Source organism: Streptomyces sp. NPDC056128, from assembly GCF_042263835.1.
Taxonomy (GTDB): Bacteria; Actinomycetota; Actinomycetes; order Streptomycetales; family Streptomycetaceae; genus Streptomyces.
The window spans coordinates 32,681-47,997 of sequence record NZ_JBHJVQ010000034.1; the positions used below are offsets into that span (position 1 = coordinate 32,681).

Here is a 15,317-nt window from a genome sequence, read left to right on the forward strand (position 1 = left end):
AGCTGCTGCGACCTGATCCGCCGGACAGGCCCCAGCGCCGGGAGAGCCTGTCCGGCGCCCCCGCGCCGAGCAGGCAGGATGGAACGCATGGATCTCCGTATCTTCACCGAGCCCCAGCAGGGGGCCACCTACGACACCTTGCTCGCCGTGGCCAAGGCCACCGAGGATCTCGGCTTCGACGCCTTCTTCCGCTCGGACCACTATCTCCGCATGGGCTCCTCGGACGGCCTGCCCGGCCCGACCGACGCCTGGATCACCCTGGCGGGTCTCGCCCGGGAGACGAAGCGCATCCGCCTCGGCACCCTCATGACCGCCGGCACCTTCCGGCTGCCCGGCGTCCTCGCCATCCAGGTCGCGCAGGTGGATCAGATGTCGGGCGGCCGGGTCGAGCTGGGCCTGGGCGCCGGCTGGTTCGAGGAGGAGCACAAGGCGTACGGCATCCCCTTCCCGAAGGAGAAGCTCGGCCGCCTGGAGGAGCAACTGGCCATCGTCACCGGTCTGTGGGCCACCGAGGCCGGCAAGACCTTCGACTTCCACGGCAAGTTCTACGACCTCACCGACTCGCCCGCGCTGCCCAAGCCCGCGCAGCCGAAGGTGCCCGTGCTCATCGGCGGACACGGGGCCACCCGCACCCCGCGCCTGGCCGGCCAGTACGCCGACGAGTTCAACATGCCGTTCGCCTCCGTCGAGGACACCGAGCGGCAGTTCGGCCGGGTGCGGGCCGCCGCCGAGGAGGCCGGCCGGGGGGCCGACGCCCTCACCTACTCCAACGCCCTCGTCGCCTGCGTCGGCAAGGACGACGCCGAGGTCGCCCGCCGCGCCGCCGTGATCGGCCGCGAGGTCGACGAGCTGAAGGCCAACGGCCTCGCGGGCTCCCCGGCCGAGGTCGTCGACAAGATCGGCCGGTACGCCGCCGTCGGCGCCCGGCGGATCTACCTCCAGATCCTCGACCTCGACGACCTGGACCACCTGGAGCTGATCTCCTCCCAGGTCCAGGCGCAGCTGTCCTGACGCCCTGACACCCCCGCCCGATATCCGAAGGCGCCGGTCACCGGCCCTGTGCGATGGTGTGACCGTCGTCCTGCCGGAGCCCCCCGGGATCACTCACCCCGGGGGCTCCCGTGCGTACGGCGCCTCGTAAGCATCCACCGGCCGGAGAGGCCCCCAGCATGTTCCTGACCATCACCACCACCGGCACCCCCGGGCACCCCGCGACCGACCTCGGCTTCCTGCTGCACAAGCATCCCGACAACGCGCAGGCGTTCTCCACCTCCTTCGGCACGGCCCACGTGTTCTACCCGGAGGCGGAGGAGCAGCGCTGCACGGCGGCGCTGCTGCTGGAGGTCGACGCGGTGGCGCTGGTCAGGCGCGGCAAGGGCAAGGGCCGCGGCGGCGCCCCCGACGCGGCCCTCGCGCAGTACGTCAACGACCGCCCCTACGCGGCCTCCTCCCTCCTCGCCGTCGCCCTGAGCAACGTCTTCTCCAGCGCGATGCGCGGCGTGTGCAAGGCCCGCCCGGAGCGTGCCGCCGAGCCGCTGCCGCTGCGCGTCGAGATCCCGGCGCTGCCCGCCCGCGGCGGCCCCGGCCTCGTCCGCCGCCTCTTCGAGCCGCTCGGCTGGGCCGTCACCGTCGAGGCCGTGCCGCTGGACACCGAGTTCCCCGAGTGGGGCGACTCGCGCTACGTCCGCCTGGTCCTGGAGTCCGGCACCCGCACCCTCTCCGACGCCCTGCGCCACCTGTACGTCCTGCTGCCGGTGCTCGACGACGCCAAGCACTACTGGGTCTCGCCGGACGAGGTCGACAAGCTGCTGCGGGCCGGCGAGGGCTGGCTGCCGGGCCACCCCGAGCAGAAGCTGATCACCAGCCGCTACCTGTCCCGCCGCTGGTCGCTGACGCGCGAGGCGATGGAGCGACTGGAACTGCTCCGGCTGGCGGAGACCGACGACAGCGACGTCGAGGAGATCGACAACGCCGTCGCGGCCGAGACCGAGCAGGAGGACCGGCCGACCCCGCTCGCCGTGCACCGCCGCGAGGCCATCCTCACCGCGCTCCGCGACCACGCCGCCGCCCGCGTCCTCGACCTCGGCTGCGGCGAGGGCCACCTGGTGCGCGAACTGCTCAAGGAGCCGCGGTTCACCGAGATCACCGGCGTGGACGTGTCGGTGCGCGCGCTCACCATCGCCTCCCGGCGGCTCAAGCTGGACCGCATGGGTGAGCGGCAGGCCGCGCGCGTGAACCTCTTCCAGGGCTCCCTCGCCTACACCGACAAGAGGCTGGGGGGCTACGACGCCGCCGTGCTCAGCGAGGTGATCGAACACCTCGACCTGCCGAGGCTGCCCGCCCTGGAGTACGCGGTCTTCGGCGCCGCCCGCCCCCGCACCGTCGTCGTCACCACGCCGAACGTCGAGTACAACGTGCGCTGGGAGACCCTCCCGGCCGGCCACGTCCGCCACCGCGACCACCGCTTCGAGTGGACCCGCGAGGAGTTCCGGACCTGGGCGGAGACGGTCGCCGAACGGCACGGATACGACGTCGGGTTCCGCCCCGTCGGCCCCGACGACCCCGAGGTGGGACCGCCCACCCAGATGGCCGTGTTCACCACCAGGACCCCGACCGAGAAGGAGGCGAAGGCCGCATGACCACCAAGGACACCCCCGGGACCACCGACACCACCGCGAGGACCCGGACCCTCCCCGTCACCGACCTCTCCCTCGTCGTGCTGATCGGCGCCTCCGGCTCCGGCAAGTCCACCTTCGCCCGGCGCCAGTTCAAGCCCACCGAGGTCATCTCCTCCGACTTCTGCCGGGGCCTGGTCGCCGACGACGAGAACGACCAGAGCGCCAGCCGGGACGCCTTCGACGTCCTGCACTACATCGCCGGCAAGCGGCTCGCGGCCGGCCGCCGCACCGTCGTCGACGCGACCAACGTGCAGCAGGACGCCCGCCGTCAGCTGATCGAGCTGGCCAAGCGGCACGACGTGCTGCCCATCGCGATCGTCCTGGACGTGCCCGAGGAAGTCTGCGCCGAGCGCAACGCGACCCGCACCGACCGGGCCGACATGCCCCACCGGGTCATCCAGCGCCACACCCGCGAACTCCGCCGCTCCCTGCGCCACCTGGAGCGCGAGGGCTTCCGCAAGGTGCACATCCTGCGCGGCGCGGCGGAGGCCGAGCACGCCACCGTCGTCACCGAGAAGCGGTTCAACGACCTCACCCACCTCACCGGACCCTTCGACATCGTCGGCGACATCCACGGCTGCGCCGCCGAACTGGACGCCCTGCTGGGCAAGCTGGGCTACGCCGACGGCGTCCACCCCGAGGGCCGCACCGCCGTCTTCGTCGGCGACCTGGTCGACCGGGGCCCGGACAGCCCCGGCGTCCTGCGCCGCGTGATGTCCATGGTGAAGTCGGGCAACGCGCTGTGCGTGCCCGGCAACCACGAGAACAAGTACGGCCGCCACCTCAAGGGCCGCAAGGTCCAGCACACCCACGGACTCGCCGAGACCATCGAGCAGATGGACGGCGAGAGCGAGGAGTTCCGCGCCGAGGTACGGGAGTTCATCGACGGCCTGGTCAGCCACTACGTCCTCGACGGCGGCCGGCTCGTGGTCTGCCACGCCGGTCTGCCGGAGAAGTACCACGGCCGCACCTCCGGCCGGGTCCGCTCGCACGCCCTGTACGGCGAGACCACCGGCGAGACCGACGAGTTCGGGCTGCCGGTGCGCTACCCGTGGGCCGAGGACTACCGGGGCCGCGCGGCCGTCGTCTACGGCCACACCCCGGTCCCGGAGGCCACCTGGCTCAACAACACCATCTGCCTGGACACCGGCGCCGTCTTCGGCGGCAAGCTCACCGCGCTGCGCTGGCCGGAGCGCGAACTGGTCGACGTACCGGCCGAGCGGGTCTGGTACGAGCCGGTGAAGCCCCTGCGCACCGAGGCCCCCGGCGGACACGACGGACGCCCGCTGGACCTGGCGGACGTGCAGGGCCGCCGGGTGGTGGAGACCCGGCACGCGGGCCGCATCACCGTGCGCGAGGAGAACGGCGCGGCGGCCCTGGAGGTCATGAGCCGCTTCGCCACCGACCCCCGGCTGCTGCCGTACCTCCCGCCGACCATGGCACCGACCGCCACCTCGTCCGTGGAGGGCTACCTGGAGCACCCGGAGGAGGCGTTCGCGCAGTACGCGGCGGACGGCGTGGCGCGGGTCGTGTGCGAGGAGAAGCACATGGGTTCGCGGGCGGTGGCGCTGGTGTGCCGCGACGCGGACGCGGCTCGCGCCCGCTTCGGCGCGGACGGTCCCACGGGCTCCCTCTACACCCGTACCGGCCGCCCGTTCTTCGACGACGCGACCGTGGCCGAGGCGGTCCTGGACCGGCTGCGCGTGGCGATCGGCGAGGCCGGACTGTGGGACGAACTGTCCACCGACTGGCTGCTCCTTGACGCCGAGCTGATGCCCTGGTCCCTGAAGGCGTCCGGGCTGCTGCGCTCCCAGTACGCCGCCGTGGGCGCCGCCTCCGGCGCGGTCTTCCCGGGCGCACTCGCCGCGCTGGAGGGTGCCGCCGCGCGCGGCGTCGAGGTCGCCGGCCTCCTGGCCCGCCAGCGCGAGCGGTCCGCCGACGCCGCCGCCTTCACGGACGCCTACCGCCGCTACTGCTGGACCACCGACGGCCTGGACGGCGTCCGCCTCGCCCCGTTCCAGATCCTCGCCGCCCAGGGCCGCAGCCTCGCGTCCCTGCCGCATGACGAGCAGCTCGCCCTCATCGACCGCCTCGTCGAGCACGACACCACCGGCCTGCTGCACACCACACGGCGGCTGTACGTCGACACCGGCGACCCCGAGTCGGTCGGCGCCGGCGTCGACTGGTGGCTGGAGATGACCGGCCGCGGCGGCGAGGGCATGGTGGTCAAGCCGGTCGGCGCCCTGGTGCGGGACCCGCGGGGGCGCCTGGTCCAGCCCGGCATCAAGTGCCGCGGCCGCGAGTACCTGCGGATCATCTACGGCCCCGAGTACACCCGCCCCGACAACCTCACCCGCCTGCGCGGGCGGTTCCTGAACCACAAGCGGTCCCTGGCGATCCGCGAGTACGCCCTCGGCCTGGAGGCCCTGGACCGCCTCGCGGACGGCGAGCCGCTGTGGCGGGTGCACGAGGCGGTGTTCGGGGTGCTGGCGCTGGAGTCGGAGCCGGTGGACCCGCGGCTGTGAACCGGGTGACGCGGCGACACCGCCGCGTCACCCCGCGGACGGCTTCACGGCGGTGTCCGGGACCGGGGCCGCGCGGCGGTCCCGGTCGGCCAGGCGGCGGGTCAGCAGCAGGAACGGCTGGGTCAGCAGCGTGGTGGTCAGCGCCATGAACACCAGGACCGTGTAGAGCGGGCCGCTCAGCAGCCCCGCCTCCAGACCCGCGTTGAGGGCGATCAGCTCGGTCAGGCCCCGGGCGCTGAGCAGAACCCCGACCGTGCGCGCCTCGTGCCGGTCAAGGCCGCCCAGCCGGGCCGCCACCGTCCCGCTGCCGACCTTCGTCACGACCGCCAGCACCGTCACCACCAGCAGGGCCGCCCAGCCCGTGCCGGTCATGCTGTTCAGGGCCACGGACTGCCCCGAGAGCACGAAGAAGAACGGCAGCAGCAGGGAACCGACCTCGTGCAGCGGCCGCAGCAGATCGGGGTCGAGCGTGCCGCCCTCCTCCCGCGGGACCACCACCCCGGCGAGCAGCGCCCCGAAGATCACGTGCAGTCCCAGGGAGTGCGTCACCCAGGCCGACCCGAGCGCGAACCCGATGAGCAGCGCCAGCCGCAGCGACGGCTCCAGGCGGGTGCGCCACAGCAGCCCGCGCAGGACCGGCCGGGCGGCGAGCGCCATCACGGTGACGAAGCCGACCGCGAGCGCCGCCCGCCAGGGCCAGCCGAGCGCCGCGTCCCCCGCACCGCTGTCCAGCAGCGCGGCCGCCAGCACCGTCCAGCACACCGCGTCCAGCACCCCGGCCGCCGAGACCGCCACCACCCCCGGCACCGAACGCGACAGCCCGTTCTCCCGCACGATCGCGGTCAGCACCGGCACCGCCGTTATCGACAGGGCGATCCCCGCGAAGAGCACCGTGGCGACCGACGGGTCCCGCTCCATGCCCAGCTCGTGCAGCGCGTCCCGGAACAGCAGCGCACAGCCGCACCCCACGGCCATCGGCACCACGAACGAGGCCAGTGCCACGGTCAACGACGTGCGCGCCCGGTCGCCGAGGACCTTCAGATCCAGCTCGTAGCCCACCGCGAACAGGAACACCACCAGGGAGAACTGCGCGAACCCGGTCAGCGCCGGGCCGATCGCCGCCGGGAACAGCGCGGCGTACGCGTCGGGGGCCAGACCGCCGAGCAGGGACGGGCCGAGCGCGATCCCCGCCGCCAGCTGTCCCACGATGCAGGGCTGGCGCAGCCGCCGGGCCAGCCAGCCGCCGGCGTGCGCGGCCACCAGGATCAGCGCCGAGGCACCCACGAAATGGGCGATCATCGTATCGGGACTCAACCGGACTCCCCCCTGACCGTGGCCGGGCGCTCCGGCCCTCGCTCTGGTCTACGCGAGGACCCCGGGGCACACCGACGTCGCACAGGGGCACCGGGAGGGCGCACTTGTGGCCACGGGCACGGGAAAGCAGGGGGTGAACGCGCGCCCGAATGGTCAGGATGGAGACATGGGATTCCACGTCGCATCCGAAGCCGGGCGGCTCAGCCGCGTCATCCTGCACCGGCCGGATCTCGAGCTCAAAAGGCTCACCCCCAGCAACAAGGACGCCCTTCTCTTCGACGACGTGCTCTGGGTGCGCCGGGCGCGCGCCGAGCACGACGGGTTCGCGGACGTGCTCCGCGACCGCGGGGTCGCCGTCCACCTCTTCGGCGACCTGCTCACGGAGACCCTCGACGTCCCGGCGGCCCGCCGGCTCGTCCTGGACCGGGTCTTCGACGAGAAGGAGTACGGAGTGCTGGCCACGGACCATCTCCGGGCCGCCTTCGAGAACCTGCCCGCCCACGAACTCGCCGAGGTCCTGGTCGGCGGCATGACCAAACGGGAGTTCCTGGAGGCGCACCCGGAGCCGACCTCCGTGCGCTTCCACGCCATGGAGCTGGACGACTTCCTGCTCGGCCCGCTGCCCAACCACCTCTTCACCCGGGACACCTCCGCCTGGATCTACGACGGCGTCTCCATCAACGCCATGCGCTGGCCCGCCCGGCAGCGCGAGACGGTCCACTTCGAGGCGATCTACCGGCACCACCCGCTGTTCCGGGACGAGACCTTCCACCTGTGGTCCGAGGGGCAGGCCGACTACCCCTCCACCATCGAGGGCGGCGACGTCCTCGTGATCGGCGACGGCGCCGTGCTCATCGGCATGAGCGAGCGGACCACGCCCCAGGCCGTCGAGATGCTCGCCCACAAGCTGTTCGCCGCGGGCTCGGCCCGCACCATCGTGGCCCTCGACATGCCCAAGCGGCGTGCCTTCATGCACCTGGACACCGTGATGACGATGGTCGACGGCGACACCTTCACCCAGTACGCCGGGCTCGGCATGCTCCGCTCCTACACCATCGAGCCGGGCGCGGGGGAGAAGGACCTGAAGGTCACCGACCATCCGCCGGAGCACATGCACCGCGCGATCGCCGCCGCGCTCGGGCTGGGCGAGATCCGGGTCCTGACCGCGACCCAGGACGTCCACGCCGCCGAACGCGAGCAGTGGGACGACGGCTGCAACGTCCTGGCCGTCGAGCCGGGGGTCGTGGTCGCCTACGAACGGAACGCCACCACCAACACCCACCTGCGCAAGCAGGGCATCGAGGTGATCGAGATCCCCGGCAGCGAGCTGGGCCGGGGCAGAGGCGGCCCGCGCTGCATGAGCTGCCCGGTGGAGCGGGCGCCTGTATAGAAATTCAGAAGGTCGTATAGACTTCCAGGAGTCAGTCCCCCGACCCTGTATCTCTGGAGCGCCCCATGGCGACAGTCCCGACCGCCCTCGCCGGCCGCCACTTCCTCAAGGAGCTGGATTTCACCGAGGAGGAGTTCCGCGGCCTGGTCGAACTGGCCGCGGAGCTGAAGGCGGCGAAGAAGGCCGGGACCGAGACACGGTATCTCCAGGGCAGGAACATCGCGCTGATCTTCGAGAAGACCTCGACGCGCACCCGCTGCGCGTTCGAGGTCGCCGCCGCCGACCAGGGCGCCTCGACCACCTACCTCGACCCGGCCGGCTCGCAGATCGGGCACAAGGAGTCCGTGAAGGACACCGCCCGCGTCCTGGGCCGCATGTACGACGCGATCCAGTACCGGGGCGACAGCCAGGCCAAGGTCGAGGAGCTGGCCGCCTTCGCCGGCGTCCCCGTCTACAACGGCCTGACCGACGACTGGCACCCCACCCAGATGCTCGCCGACGTGCTCACCATGACCGAGCACACCGCCCGCCCGCTGTCGGAGACCGCCTTCGCCTACCTCGGTGACGCCCGCTTCAACATGGGCAACTCCTACCTGGTCACCGGCGCCCTGCTCGGCATGGACGTGCGCATTGTGGCCCCGCGCGCCTACTGGCCCGCCCAGGAGGTCGTCGACCGGGCGAGGGGGCTGGCCGAGTCCAGCGGGGCGCGCATCACCCTCACCGAGGACGTGGACGAGGGGGTGCGCGGCGTCGGGTTCGTCGTCACCGACGTCTGGGTCTCCATGGGCGAGCCCAAGGAGGTCTGGGCCGAGCGGATCAAGGCCCTCGCCCCCTACGCGGTGACCATGGACGTCCTGCGCGCCACCGGCAACCCGGACGTCAAGTTCCTCCACTGCCTGCCCGCCTTCCACGACCTGGGCACCAAGGTCGGCCAGGAGATCTTCGAGGCCCACGGCCTGGAGTCCCTGGAGGTCACGGACGAGGTCTTCGAGTCCGCGCACTCCGTCGTCTTCGACGAGGCGGAGAACCGGCTGCACACGATCAAGGCCGTACTCGTGGCCACCCTCGCCTGAACAGGCCCTATGCTGTCCGGCGGCCCCGGAGCCACCCCTTCCGGAGCCGCCGCCGCGACCACCGTCGCGCCCCGCACCACCAGAAACGAGCACCACCCGCAATGCCCGCTTCCCGTATCAAGTCCCCCCAGGTCCTCATCGCCGAATCCGGCGCCGACCGCGAAGGCCACGGCCTGAAGCGCACGATGGGCCTCTTCCAGCTCGTCTGCTTCGGCGTCGGCGCGATCGTCGGCACCGGCATCTTCGTCGGTCTGTCCGACTCCGTCGCCGAGGCCGGCCCGGCCGTCGTCGTCTCCTTCATCCTGGCCGCGATCACCTGCGTCTTCACCGCGTTCGCCTTCGCCGAGCTGGGCGGCGCGATCCCGGTCTCCGGCTCCTCGTACTCCTTCGCCTACGCCGGGCTCGGCGAGCGCACCGCCTTCCTCGTCGGCTGGTGCCTGCTCCTGGAGTACGGCGTCTCGGTCTCCGCGGTCGCGGTCGGCTGGAGCCAGTACGTCAACGAACTGCTCGACAGCGTCCTCGGCATCCAGCTGCCGCACGCCCTGTCCGCGGGCCCCGGCGACGGCGGCGCGGTCAACCTGCCCGCGGTGATCGTCATCGCCCTGGCCTGCGTCCTGCTGGTGCGCGGCGTGCGGGAGAGCGCCCGGGCCACGGCCGCGATGGCCGTCCTCAAGCTGGCCGTCCTGATCGCCTTCTGCGCCATCGGCTTCGTCGCCTTCAAGGACGGCAACCTCAGCCCGTTCTCACCGGCCGGCCTCGGCGGCATCGGCGCCGGCACCACGGCCGCCTTCTTCTCGTACATCGGCTTCGACGCGATCACCACGGCCGGCGAGGAGGCCAAGAACCCGCGCCGGGACATCCCCGTCGCGATCCTGGTCTGCATCGGCCTGGTCACCCTGCTCTACTGCGCGGTCGCCGTCGCCGCGATCGGCGCCGTCGGCGGCGACGCGGTCGGCGACCGGCCCGCCGCCCTCTCGTACGTCGTGAACGAGGTCACCGGCTCCACGGTCGGCGGCGGCGTGGTCGCCTTCGGCGCGGTGGTCGCCATCGCCTCGGTGGTGCTCGCCGTCATGTACGGCCAGACCCGCATCCTGATGTCGATGTCCCGGGACGGACTGATCCCGCGGGTCTTCGAGAAGGTCTCGCCGCGCACCGCCACCCCGGTCGCCGGGACGCTGATCGTCGGCGCGGTCTTCGCCCTCCCCGCCGCCTTCGCGCCGCTGGACGCGGTGGTCAACCTGTGCACCATCGGCACCCTCGCCACCATGGCCGCCGTGAACGTCTCCGTCATCGCGCTGCGCCGCCGCGAGCCGGGCCTCGCCCGCACCTTCCGGGTGCCGCTGTACCCGGTGACCCCGCTCCTTGGCGTCGGTTTCTGCCTCTACCTGATGTACGAGACGGGCGGCGCCACCTGGCTCCAGTTCGCGGTGTTCCTGGCGGTGGGGCTGCTGGTGTACACGGCCTACGGCCGCCGGCACTCCCGCCTCGCCAAGGCGGAGGTCACTCCGGAGAGCGACGCGGAGCGGGTACCGCAGGAAGCCTGAACCAGACCGCCTTGCCCGAGCCGGTGGGCCGGTGACCGCAGGACGAGCTGAGGGCGCGGATCAGCAGCAGACCGCGCCCGTGTTCCTGCCACGGGTCGGGCGGCTCCAGTCCGGGGCGGGTGAGGTCGGCGGGCGGTGCCGGGTCCGGATCGTGCACCTCGACCTGGCAGCCGGTCGGCATCAGCTCCACCACCAGCTCGATCGGCGTCCCGCCCGAGGTGTGCTCCACGGCGTTGGCGACCAGCTCCGCCGTCAGCAGCTCCGCGGTGTCGCCGTCCGTCGTGTGCTCCAGCTCGGCCAGGGCCGTGCGCACCAGGGCACGGGCCACCGGCACGGCCGCGGCGGAGTGCGGCAGCGCGATGCGCCAGGAGGCGGGAGCTTTGGAGTGATCTTGCACGGCGGGTCCGTTTCGTGGAGCAGGGCGTCCTGTCCTGCTTTCAACCGTATGAATGGTACGGCGCCACCCGGCAGAGCCGTTCGACGGGCACCCCTCGGGACCTTCGGCCCCCTGGTACGGGACCGAAGTATCGCGCCCTCGTGACGACAGTCACGGAAGGGTGATAACTTCGAAGGGCCGCGAGACACCACGCTCAGTGAGGCCGTGCCCGCCCTAGGAGGCCCCGCCCGTCATGAGTCCCTTCACCGGCTCCGCCGCCCCCACCTCAGACTGGCGGCACCTGCGCGTCGAGCGCGCCGACGGCGTCGCCACCGTCACCCTCGCCCGCCCCGACAAGCTCAACGCCCTCACCTTCGAGGCCTACGCCGACCTGCGCGACCTGCTCGCGGAGCTGTCCCGGGAGCGGTCCGTACGCGCCCTGGTCCTGGCCGGCGAGGGCCGCGGCTTCTGCTCCGGCGGCGACGTCGACGAGATCATCGGCGCGACCCTGTCCATGGACACCGCCCAGCTCCTGGACTTCAACCGCATGACCGGCCAGGTCGTCCGGGCGATCCGGGAGTGCCCCTTCCCGGTGATCGCCGCGCTGCACGGCGTCGCCGCGGGCGCGGGCGCGGTCCTCGCGCTGGCCGCCGACTTCCGCGTCGCCGACCCGTCCGCCCGCTTCGCCTTCCTCTTCACCCGCGTCGGCCTCTCCGGCGGCGACATGGGCGCCGCGTACCTGCTGCCCCGCGTCGTCGGCCTCGGCCACGCCACGCGGCTGCTGATGCTCGGCGACACGGTGCGGGCGCCCGAGGCCGAGCGCATCGGCCTGATCAGCGAGCTGACCGACGAGGGCCGCGCCGACGAGGCCGCCCACGCCCTCGCCCACCGCCTCGCAGACGGCCCCGCCCTCGCCCACGCCCAGACCAAGGCCCTCCTCACCACCGAACTGGACATGCCCCTCGCAGCAGCCATCGAACTGGACGCCTCCACCCAGGCCCTCCTGATGACGGGCGAGGACTACGCAGAATTCCACGCGTCCTTCACAGAGAAACGCCCCCCGAAGTGGCGAGGGAGGTAGAGATGTTCTCGGCGCAGGGGAGTATGCCAACCCAAGGGGCGCGGGGAACTGCGCGACCAGCCACGACGCACCCGCAGTTGCCGACGACGACAAGCCACCCCCTCCGGATAGCGATCGTCGGCGGAGGCCCCGGCGGCCTCTACACCGCCGCCCTCCTCAAACGCCTCGCCCCCCACCGCCAGGTCACCGTCTACGAACGCAACGCCCCCGACGACACCTTCGGCTTCGGAGTCGTCCTCTCCGACGAAACCCTCGGCGGCATCGAACACGCCGACGCGGTCGTCTACGCGGCCCTGAAGACCCACTTCGTCCGCTGGGACGACATCGACATCGTCCACCGAGCCACCCGCCACACCTCCGGAGGACACCGGTTCGCCGCCCTCGGCCGCCGCCGCCTCCTGGAGATCCTGCACGACCGCTGCCACGCCCTCGGCGTCGACCTCCGCTTCCAGGCCGAGGCCCCGGACCCCGCCGAGCTGGCGCGGACGTACGACCTCGTCGTCGCCGCCGACGGCGTGCACAGCGCCACCCGCGAGGCCTTCCGAGACGTCTTCCGCCCCCACCTCACGAGCCACCGCTGCCGCTACATCTGGCTGGCCGCCGACTTCGCCTTCGACGCCTTCCGCTTCGAGATCGCCGAGACCGAGCACGGCGTGATGCAACTGCACGGCTACCCCTACGCGGCCGACGCCTCGACGGTCATCGTGGAGATGCGCGAGGAGGTCTGGCGGGCGGCCGGCTTCGACGAACTCGACGAGGCGGAGTCCACCGCCCGCTGCGCCAAGATCTTCGCCGACGCCCTCGGGGGCAACCCGCTGCGCTCCAACAACTCCGCGTGGACCACCTTCCGCACCGTCGTCAACGAACGCTGGTCGCACGGCAACACCGTCCTGCTCGGCGACGCCGCCCACACCGCGCACTTCTCCATCGGCTCCGGCACGAAGCTCGCCGTGGAGGACGCCCTCGCGCTGGCCGCCTGCCTGGAGGAGCAGCCCTCCCTCGCCGAGGCCCTGGCCGCCTACGAGGAGGAGCGGCGCCCCGTCGTCGCCTCGACCCAGCGCGCGGCCAAGGCCAGCCTGGAGTGGTTCGAGGACCTGGCCCGCTACGTCGACCAGCCGCCCCGCCAGTTCGCCTTCAACCTGCTCACCCGCAGCCGCCGGGTCACCCACGACAACCTGCGGCTGCGCGACGCGGGGTTCACCGGTTCCGTGGAGCGCGAGTTCGGCTGCCCGCCCGGCACGCCCCCGATGTTCACCCCGTTCCGGCTGCGCGACCTGACCCTGCGCAACCGCGTCGTGGTCTCCCCGATGGACATGTACTCCGCCGTCGACGGCGTCCCCGGCGACTTCCACCTGGTCCACCTGGGCGCCCGCGCCCTCGGCGGCGCCGGCCTGGTGATGACGGAGATGGTGTGCGTCAGCGCCGAGGGCCGCATCACCCCCGGCTGCGCGGGCCTCTACACCGGCCGGCAGGGCGAGGCGTGGCGGCGGATCACCGACTTCGTGCACGCGAGCGCGCCGGGCACCGCGATCGGCGTGCAGCTCGGCCACAGCGGACGCAAGGGCTCGACCCGGCTGATGTGGGAGGGCATGGACGAACCGCTGCCCGAGGGCAACTGGCCCCTGGTGGCGCCCTCCGCGCTGCCGTACAGGCCGGGCGGCCAGACGCCCCGCGAGCTGTCCCGGGCACAACTGACGGACATCCGCGAGCAGTTCACCTCCGCCGCGACACGCGCCGCCCGGGCCGGCTTCGACCTGCTCGAACTGCACTGCGCCCACGGCTACCTGCTCTCCGGCTTCCTCTCCCCGCTCACCAACCGGCGCACCGACGCCTACGGCGGCTCACTGGAGAAGCGGCTCCGCTTCCCGCTGGAGGTGTTCGACGCCGTACGCGAGGCGTGGCCCGGGGAGCGGCCCATGACCGTGCGCGTCTCCGCCACCGACTGGGCCGAGGGCGGCACCGGTGCCGAGGAGGCCGTGGCGATCGCCCGCGCCTTCGCGGCGCACGGCGTGGACGCCGTCGACGTGTCCACGGGGCAGGTCGTGTCCGACGAACGGCCCGAGTTCGGGCGGTCGTACCAGACGCCGTACGCCGACCGCATCCGCCACGAGGCGGGCGTCCCGGTGATCGCGGTCGGCGCGATCTCCTCCTGGGACGACGTCAACTCACTGATCCTGGCCGGGCGCACCGACCTGTGCGCCCTCGCCCGCCCGCACCTCTACGACCCGCACTGGACGCTGCACGCCGCGGCCGAGCAGGGGTACGAGGGCCCGGGGGCGGTCTGGCCGGCGCCGTACCGGGCGGGCAGCCGTCCGCCGCGCACCGGACGCACCGACGCCCCGAGGCCCCGGCTCACGCTGCACGGCGGGCCTCAGGAGGTGTAGCCCCAGGCCTCGCAGACCGGGCGCAGCGGCTCCGGGATCTCGTCCGCGGCGGGCAGCGCGCGGCCCGGCTGCACGGTGCCGGTGCGGATGTTGTCCCGCCAGTCGCCGAGCCCCCTGACCAGCTCGCCGCCGCTCTTCCTGCCGTAGTCCAGCATGGCCGGGGCGTAGTCGACGCCGAGGAACGCGCACAGGCGGCGCATCTCGCGCCCCGGGTCGTCGGTGATGTCCTCGTAGCGCACGGTGAAGCCCTCGGCGTCCGCCACGCGGGCCTCCTCGACGGCCGTCAGATACTTGAGCACGTCGGTGACGGCCGTGTCGTACGGCCGCTTGACGGGGTCGGTCTCGTGCCAGGAGCGGGCGACCGACACGGGGTGGCGCAGCAGGAAGACGAAGCGCGCGTCGGGCCAGCAGTCCTTGAGGCGCCGGTACATGTAGACGTTGGCCGGGGTCTTCTCGACCACGAAGTCCTTGCCGGACCTGGCCAGTTCGCGGTGCAGGACACGGTCCCAGAGCAGGTGCTCCAGGTCGCCGCGCTTCAGGTCGAGGGCGCCCATCGCGCGTTCGGAGAACCAGTTGGTGCAGACGACCTCAAGCCTGCCTATGTGCAGTTCGTGCGGGGCGTGCAGCCGCGGGTGGGCGCCCAGCATCATGCGCAGCAGGGTGGAGCCGGAACGGATGGACGAGATGATGAAGACGGGCCGCCGCAGCAGCCGCTCGGTGGGAAGTTCCTCGGAGGACGGACATCGGTAGGCGGCCGCGGGGCGTGCCGCCGCCGGTTTCGGCGCGGCGGATTTCTCCTTCCCCTTCACGGCCTGGGGTGCTCTCCGCACCTGGAGGCCGGTGGTGACGGTGAGGGCCCGGTTCAAGTTGCGCGCGAGACTCATGCGTCCGCACGGTAGGTGAGAAACCTGAGAAGAGGGTCTGAGGAGGCTGAGGGTTCCCTGATCCCGGA

The 15,317-nt window shown here is 72.5% G+C and carries 11 protein-coding genes; 8 read left to right on the plus strand and 3 right to left on the minus strand.

Features of this window, described 5'->3' with window-relative positions:
- The first annotated feature begins 87 nt into the window (after window positions 1-87).
- From ACFC1X_RS35510 to ACFC1X_RS35520, 3 genes are all read left to right on the plus strand, one after another.
- Window positions 88-1,011, plus strand: coding sequence for an LLM class F420-dependent oxidoreductase (locus ACFC1X_RS35510; RefSeq protein WP_376362197.1), 924 nt, complete (start codon window positions 88-90; stop codon window positions 1,009-1,011).
- 158 nt (window positions 1,012-1,169) lie between these two features.
- On the plus strand, window positions 1,170-2,639 hold the full coding sequence (locus ACFC1X_RS35515) for a 3' terminal RNA ribose 2'-O-methyltransferase Hen1 (protein WP_376362198.1): 1,470 nt from the start codon (window positions 1,170-1,172) through the stop codon (window positions 2,637-2,639).
- Window positions 2,636-5,203, plus strand: coding sequence for a polynucleotide kinase-phosphatase (locus ACFC1X_RS35520; RefSeq protein WP_376362201.1), 2,568 nt, complete (start codon window positions 2,636-2,638; stop codon window positions 5,201-5,203). The genes ACFC1X_RS35515 and ACFC1X_RS35520 overlap by 4 nt, the downstream gene beginning before the upstream one ends.
- Before the next feature lie 27 nt (window positions 5,204-5,230).
- Here the strand turns inward: ACFC1X_RS35520 and ACFC1X_RS35525 are convergent, their stop codons facing one another.
- Window positions 5,231-6,517: a cation:proton antiporter gene (locus ACFC1X_RS35525; protein ID WP_376362204.1), complete on the minus strand. Its 1,287-nt coding sequence runs from the start codon at window positions 6,515-6,517 to the stop codon at window positions 5,231-5,233.
- Window positions 6,518-6,683: 166 nt separating this feature from the next.
- On the opposite strand from ACFC1X_RS35525, the gene ACFC1X_RS35530 reads away from it, so the two are divergent.
- From ACFC1X_RS35530 to ACFC1X_RS35540, 3 genes are all read left to right on the plus strand, one after another.
- A complete protein-coding gene (locus ACFC1X_RS35530; protein ID WP_376362207.1) occupies window positions 6,684-7,907 on the plus strand; it encodes an arginine deiminase in 1,224 nt (407 codons plus the stop codon).
- A 65-nt stretch (window positions 7,908-7,972) separates the two neighbouring features.
- A complete protein-coding gene (gene argF / locus ACFC1X_RS35535; protein WP_376362210.1) occupies window positions 7,973-8,980 on the plus strand; it encodes an ornithine carbamoyltransferase in 1,008 nt (335 codons plus the stop codon).
- Window positions 8,981-9,081: 101 nt separating this feature from the next.
- Window positions 9,082-10,524, plus strand: coding sequence for an amino acid permease (locus ACFC1X_RS35540; protein WP_376362213.1), 1,443 nt, complete (start codon window positions 9,082-9,084; stop codon window positions 10,522-10,524).
- Here the strand turns inward: ACFC1X_RS35540 and ACFC1X_RS35545 are convergent.
- Window positions 10,481-10,921 (minus strand): ATP-binding protein, encoded by a 441-nt coding sequence (locus ACFC1X_RS35545; RefSeq protein WP_376362216.1) that lies wholly within the window; start codon window positions 10,919-10,921, stop codon window positions 10,481-10,483. The two genes, ACFC1X_RS35540 and ACFC1X_RS35545, sit on opposite strands and share 44 nt — an antisense overlap.
- A gap of 232 nt (window positions 10,922-11,153) precedes the next feature.
- Here ACFC1X_RS35545 and ACFC1X_RS35550 point away from each other — a divergent pair, with 232 nt between their 5' ends.
- The gene (locus tag ACFC1X_RS35550; RefSeq protein WP_376362219.1) at window positions 11,154-11,981 is read left to right on the plus strand and encodes an enoyl-CoA hydratase family protein; all 828 of its coding nucleotides are present in this window, start codon (window positions 11,154-11,156) and stop codon (window positions 11,979-11,981) included.
- Between the two features lie 2 nt (window positions 11,982-11,983).
- Entirely contained in the window at window positions 11,984-14,365 is a 2,382-nt protein-coding gene (locus tag ACFC1X_RS35555) for a bifunctional salicylyl-CoA 5-hydroxylase/oxidoreductase (RefSeq protein ID WP_376362222.1), read from the plus strand.
- Here ACFC1X_RS35555 and ACFC1X_RS35560 read toward each other — a convergent pair.
- On the minus strand, window positions 14,353-15,249 hold the full coding sequence (locus tag ACFC1X_RS35560; RefSeq protein ID WP_376362225.1) for a sulfotransferase: 897 nt from the start codon (window positions 15,247-15,249) through the stop codon (window positions 14,353-14,355). The two genes, ACFC1X_RS35555 and ACFC1X_RS35560, sit on opposite strands and share 13 nt — an antisense overlap.
- Between the last annotated feature and the right edge of the window lie 68 nt (window positions 15,250-15,317).

Bases quoted from the DNA above. Each gene is read 5' to 3' on its own strand.
- ACFC1X_RS35510 (WP_376362197.1), top strand. From the start codon at position 88: ATGGATCTCCGTATCTTCACCGAGCCCCAGCAGGGGGCCACCTACGAC.
- ACFC1X_RS35515 (WP_376362198.1), top strand. From the start codon at position 1,170: ATGTTCCTGACCATCACCACCACCGGCACCCCCGGGCACCCCGCGACC.
- ACFC1X_RS35520 (WP_376362201.1), top strand. From the start codon at position 2,636: ATGACCACCAAGGACACCCCCGGGACCACCGACACCACCGCGAGGACC.
- ACFC1X_RS35530 (WP_376362207.1), top strand. From the start codon at position 6,684: ATGGGATTCCACGTCGCATCCGAAGCCGGGCGGCTCAGCCGCGTCATC.
- argF (WP_376362210.1), top strand. From the start codon at position 7,973: ATGGCGACAGTCCCGACCGCCCTCGCCGGCCGCCACTTCCTCAAGGAG.
- ACFC1X_RS35540 (WP_376362213.1), top strand. From the start codon at position 9,082: ATGCCCGCTTCCCGTATCAAGTCCCCCCAGGTCCTCATCGCCGAATCC.
- ACFC1X_RS35550 (WP_376362219.1), top strand. From the start codon at position 11,154: ATGAGTCCCTTCACCGGCTCCGCCGCCCCCACCTCAGACTGGCGGCAC.
- ACFC1X_RS35555 (WP_376362222.1), top strand. From the start codon at position 11,984: ATGTTCTCGGCGCAGGGGAGTATGCCAACCCAAGGGGCGCGGGGAACT.
- ACFC1X_RS35560 (WP_376362225.1), bottom strand. From the start codon at position 15,249: ATGAGTCTCGCGCGCAACTTGAACCGGGCCCTCACCGTCACCACCGGC.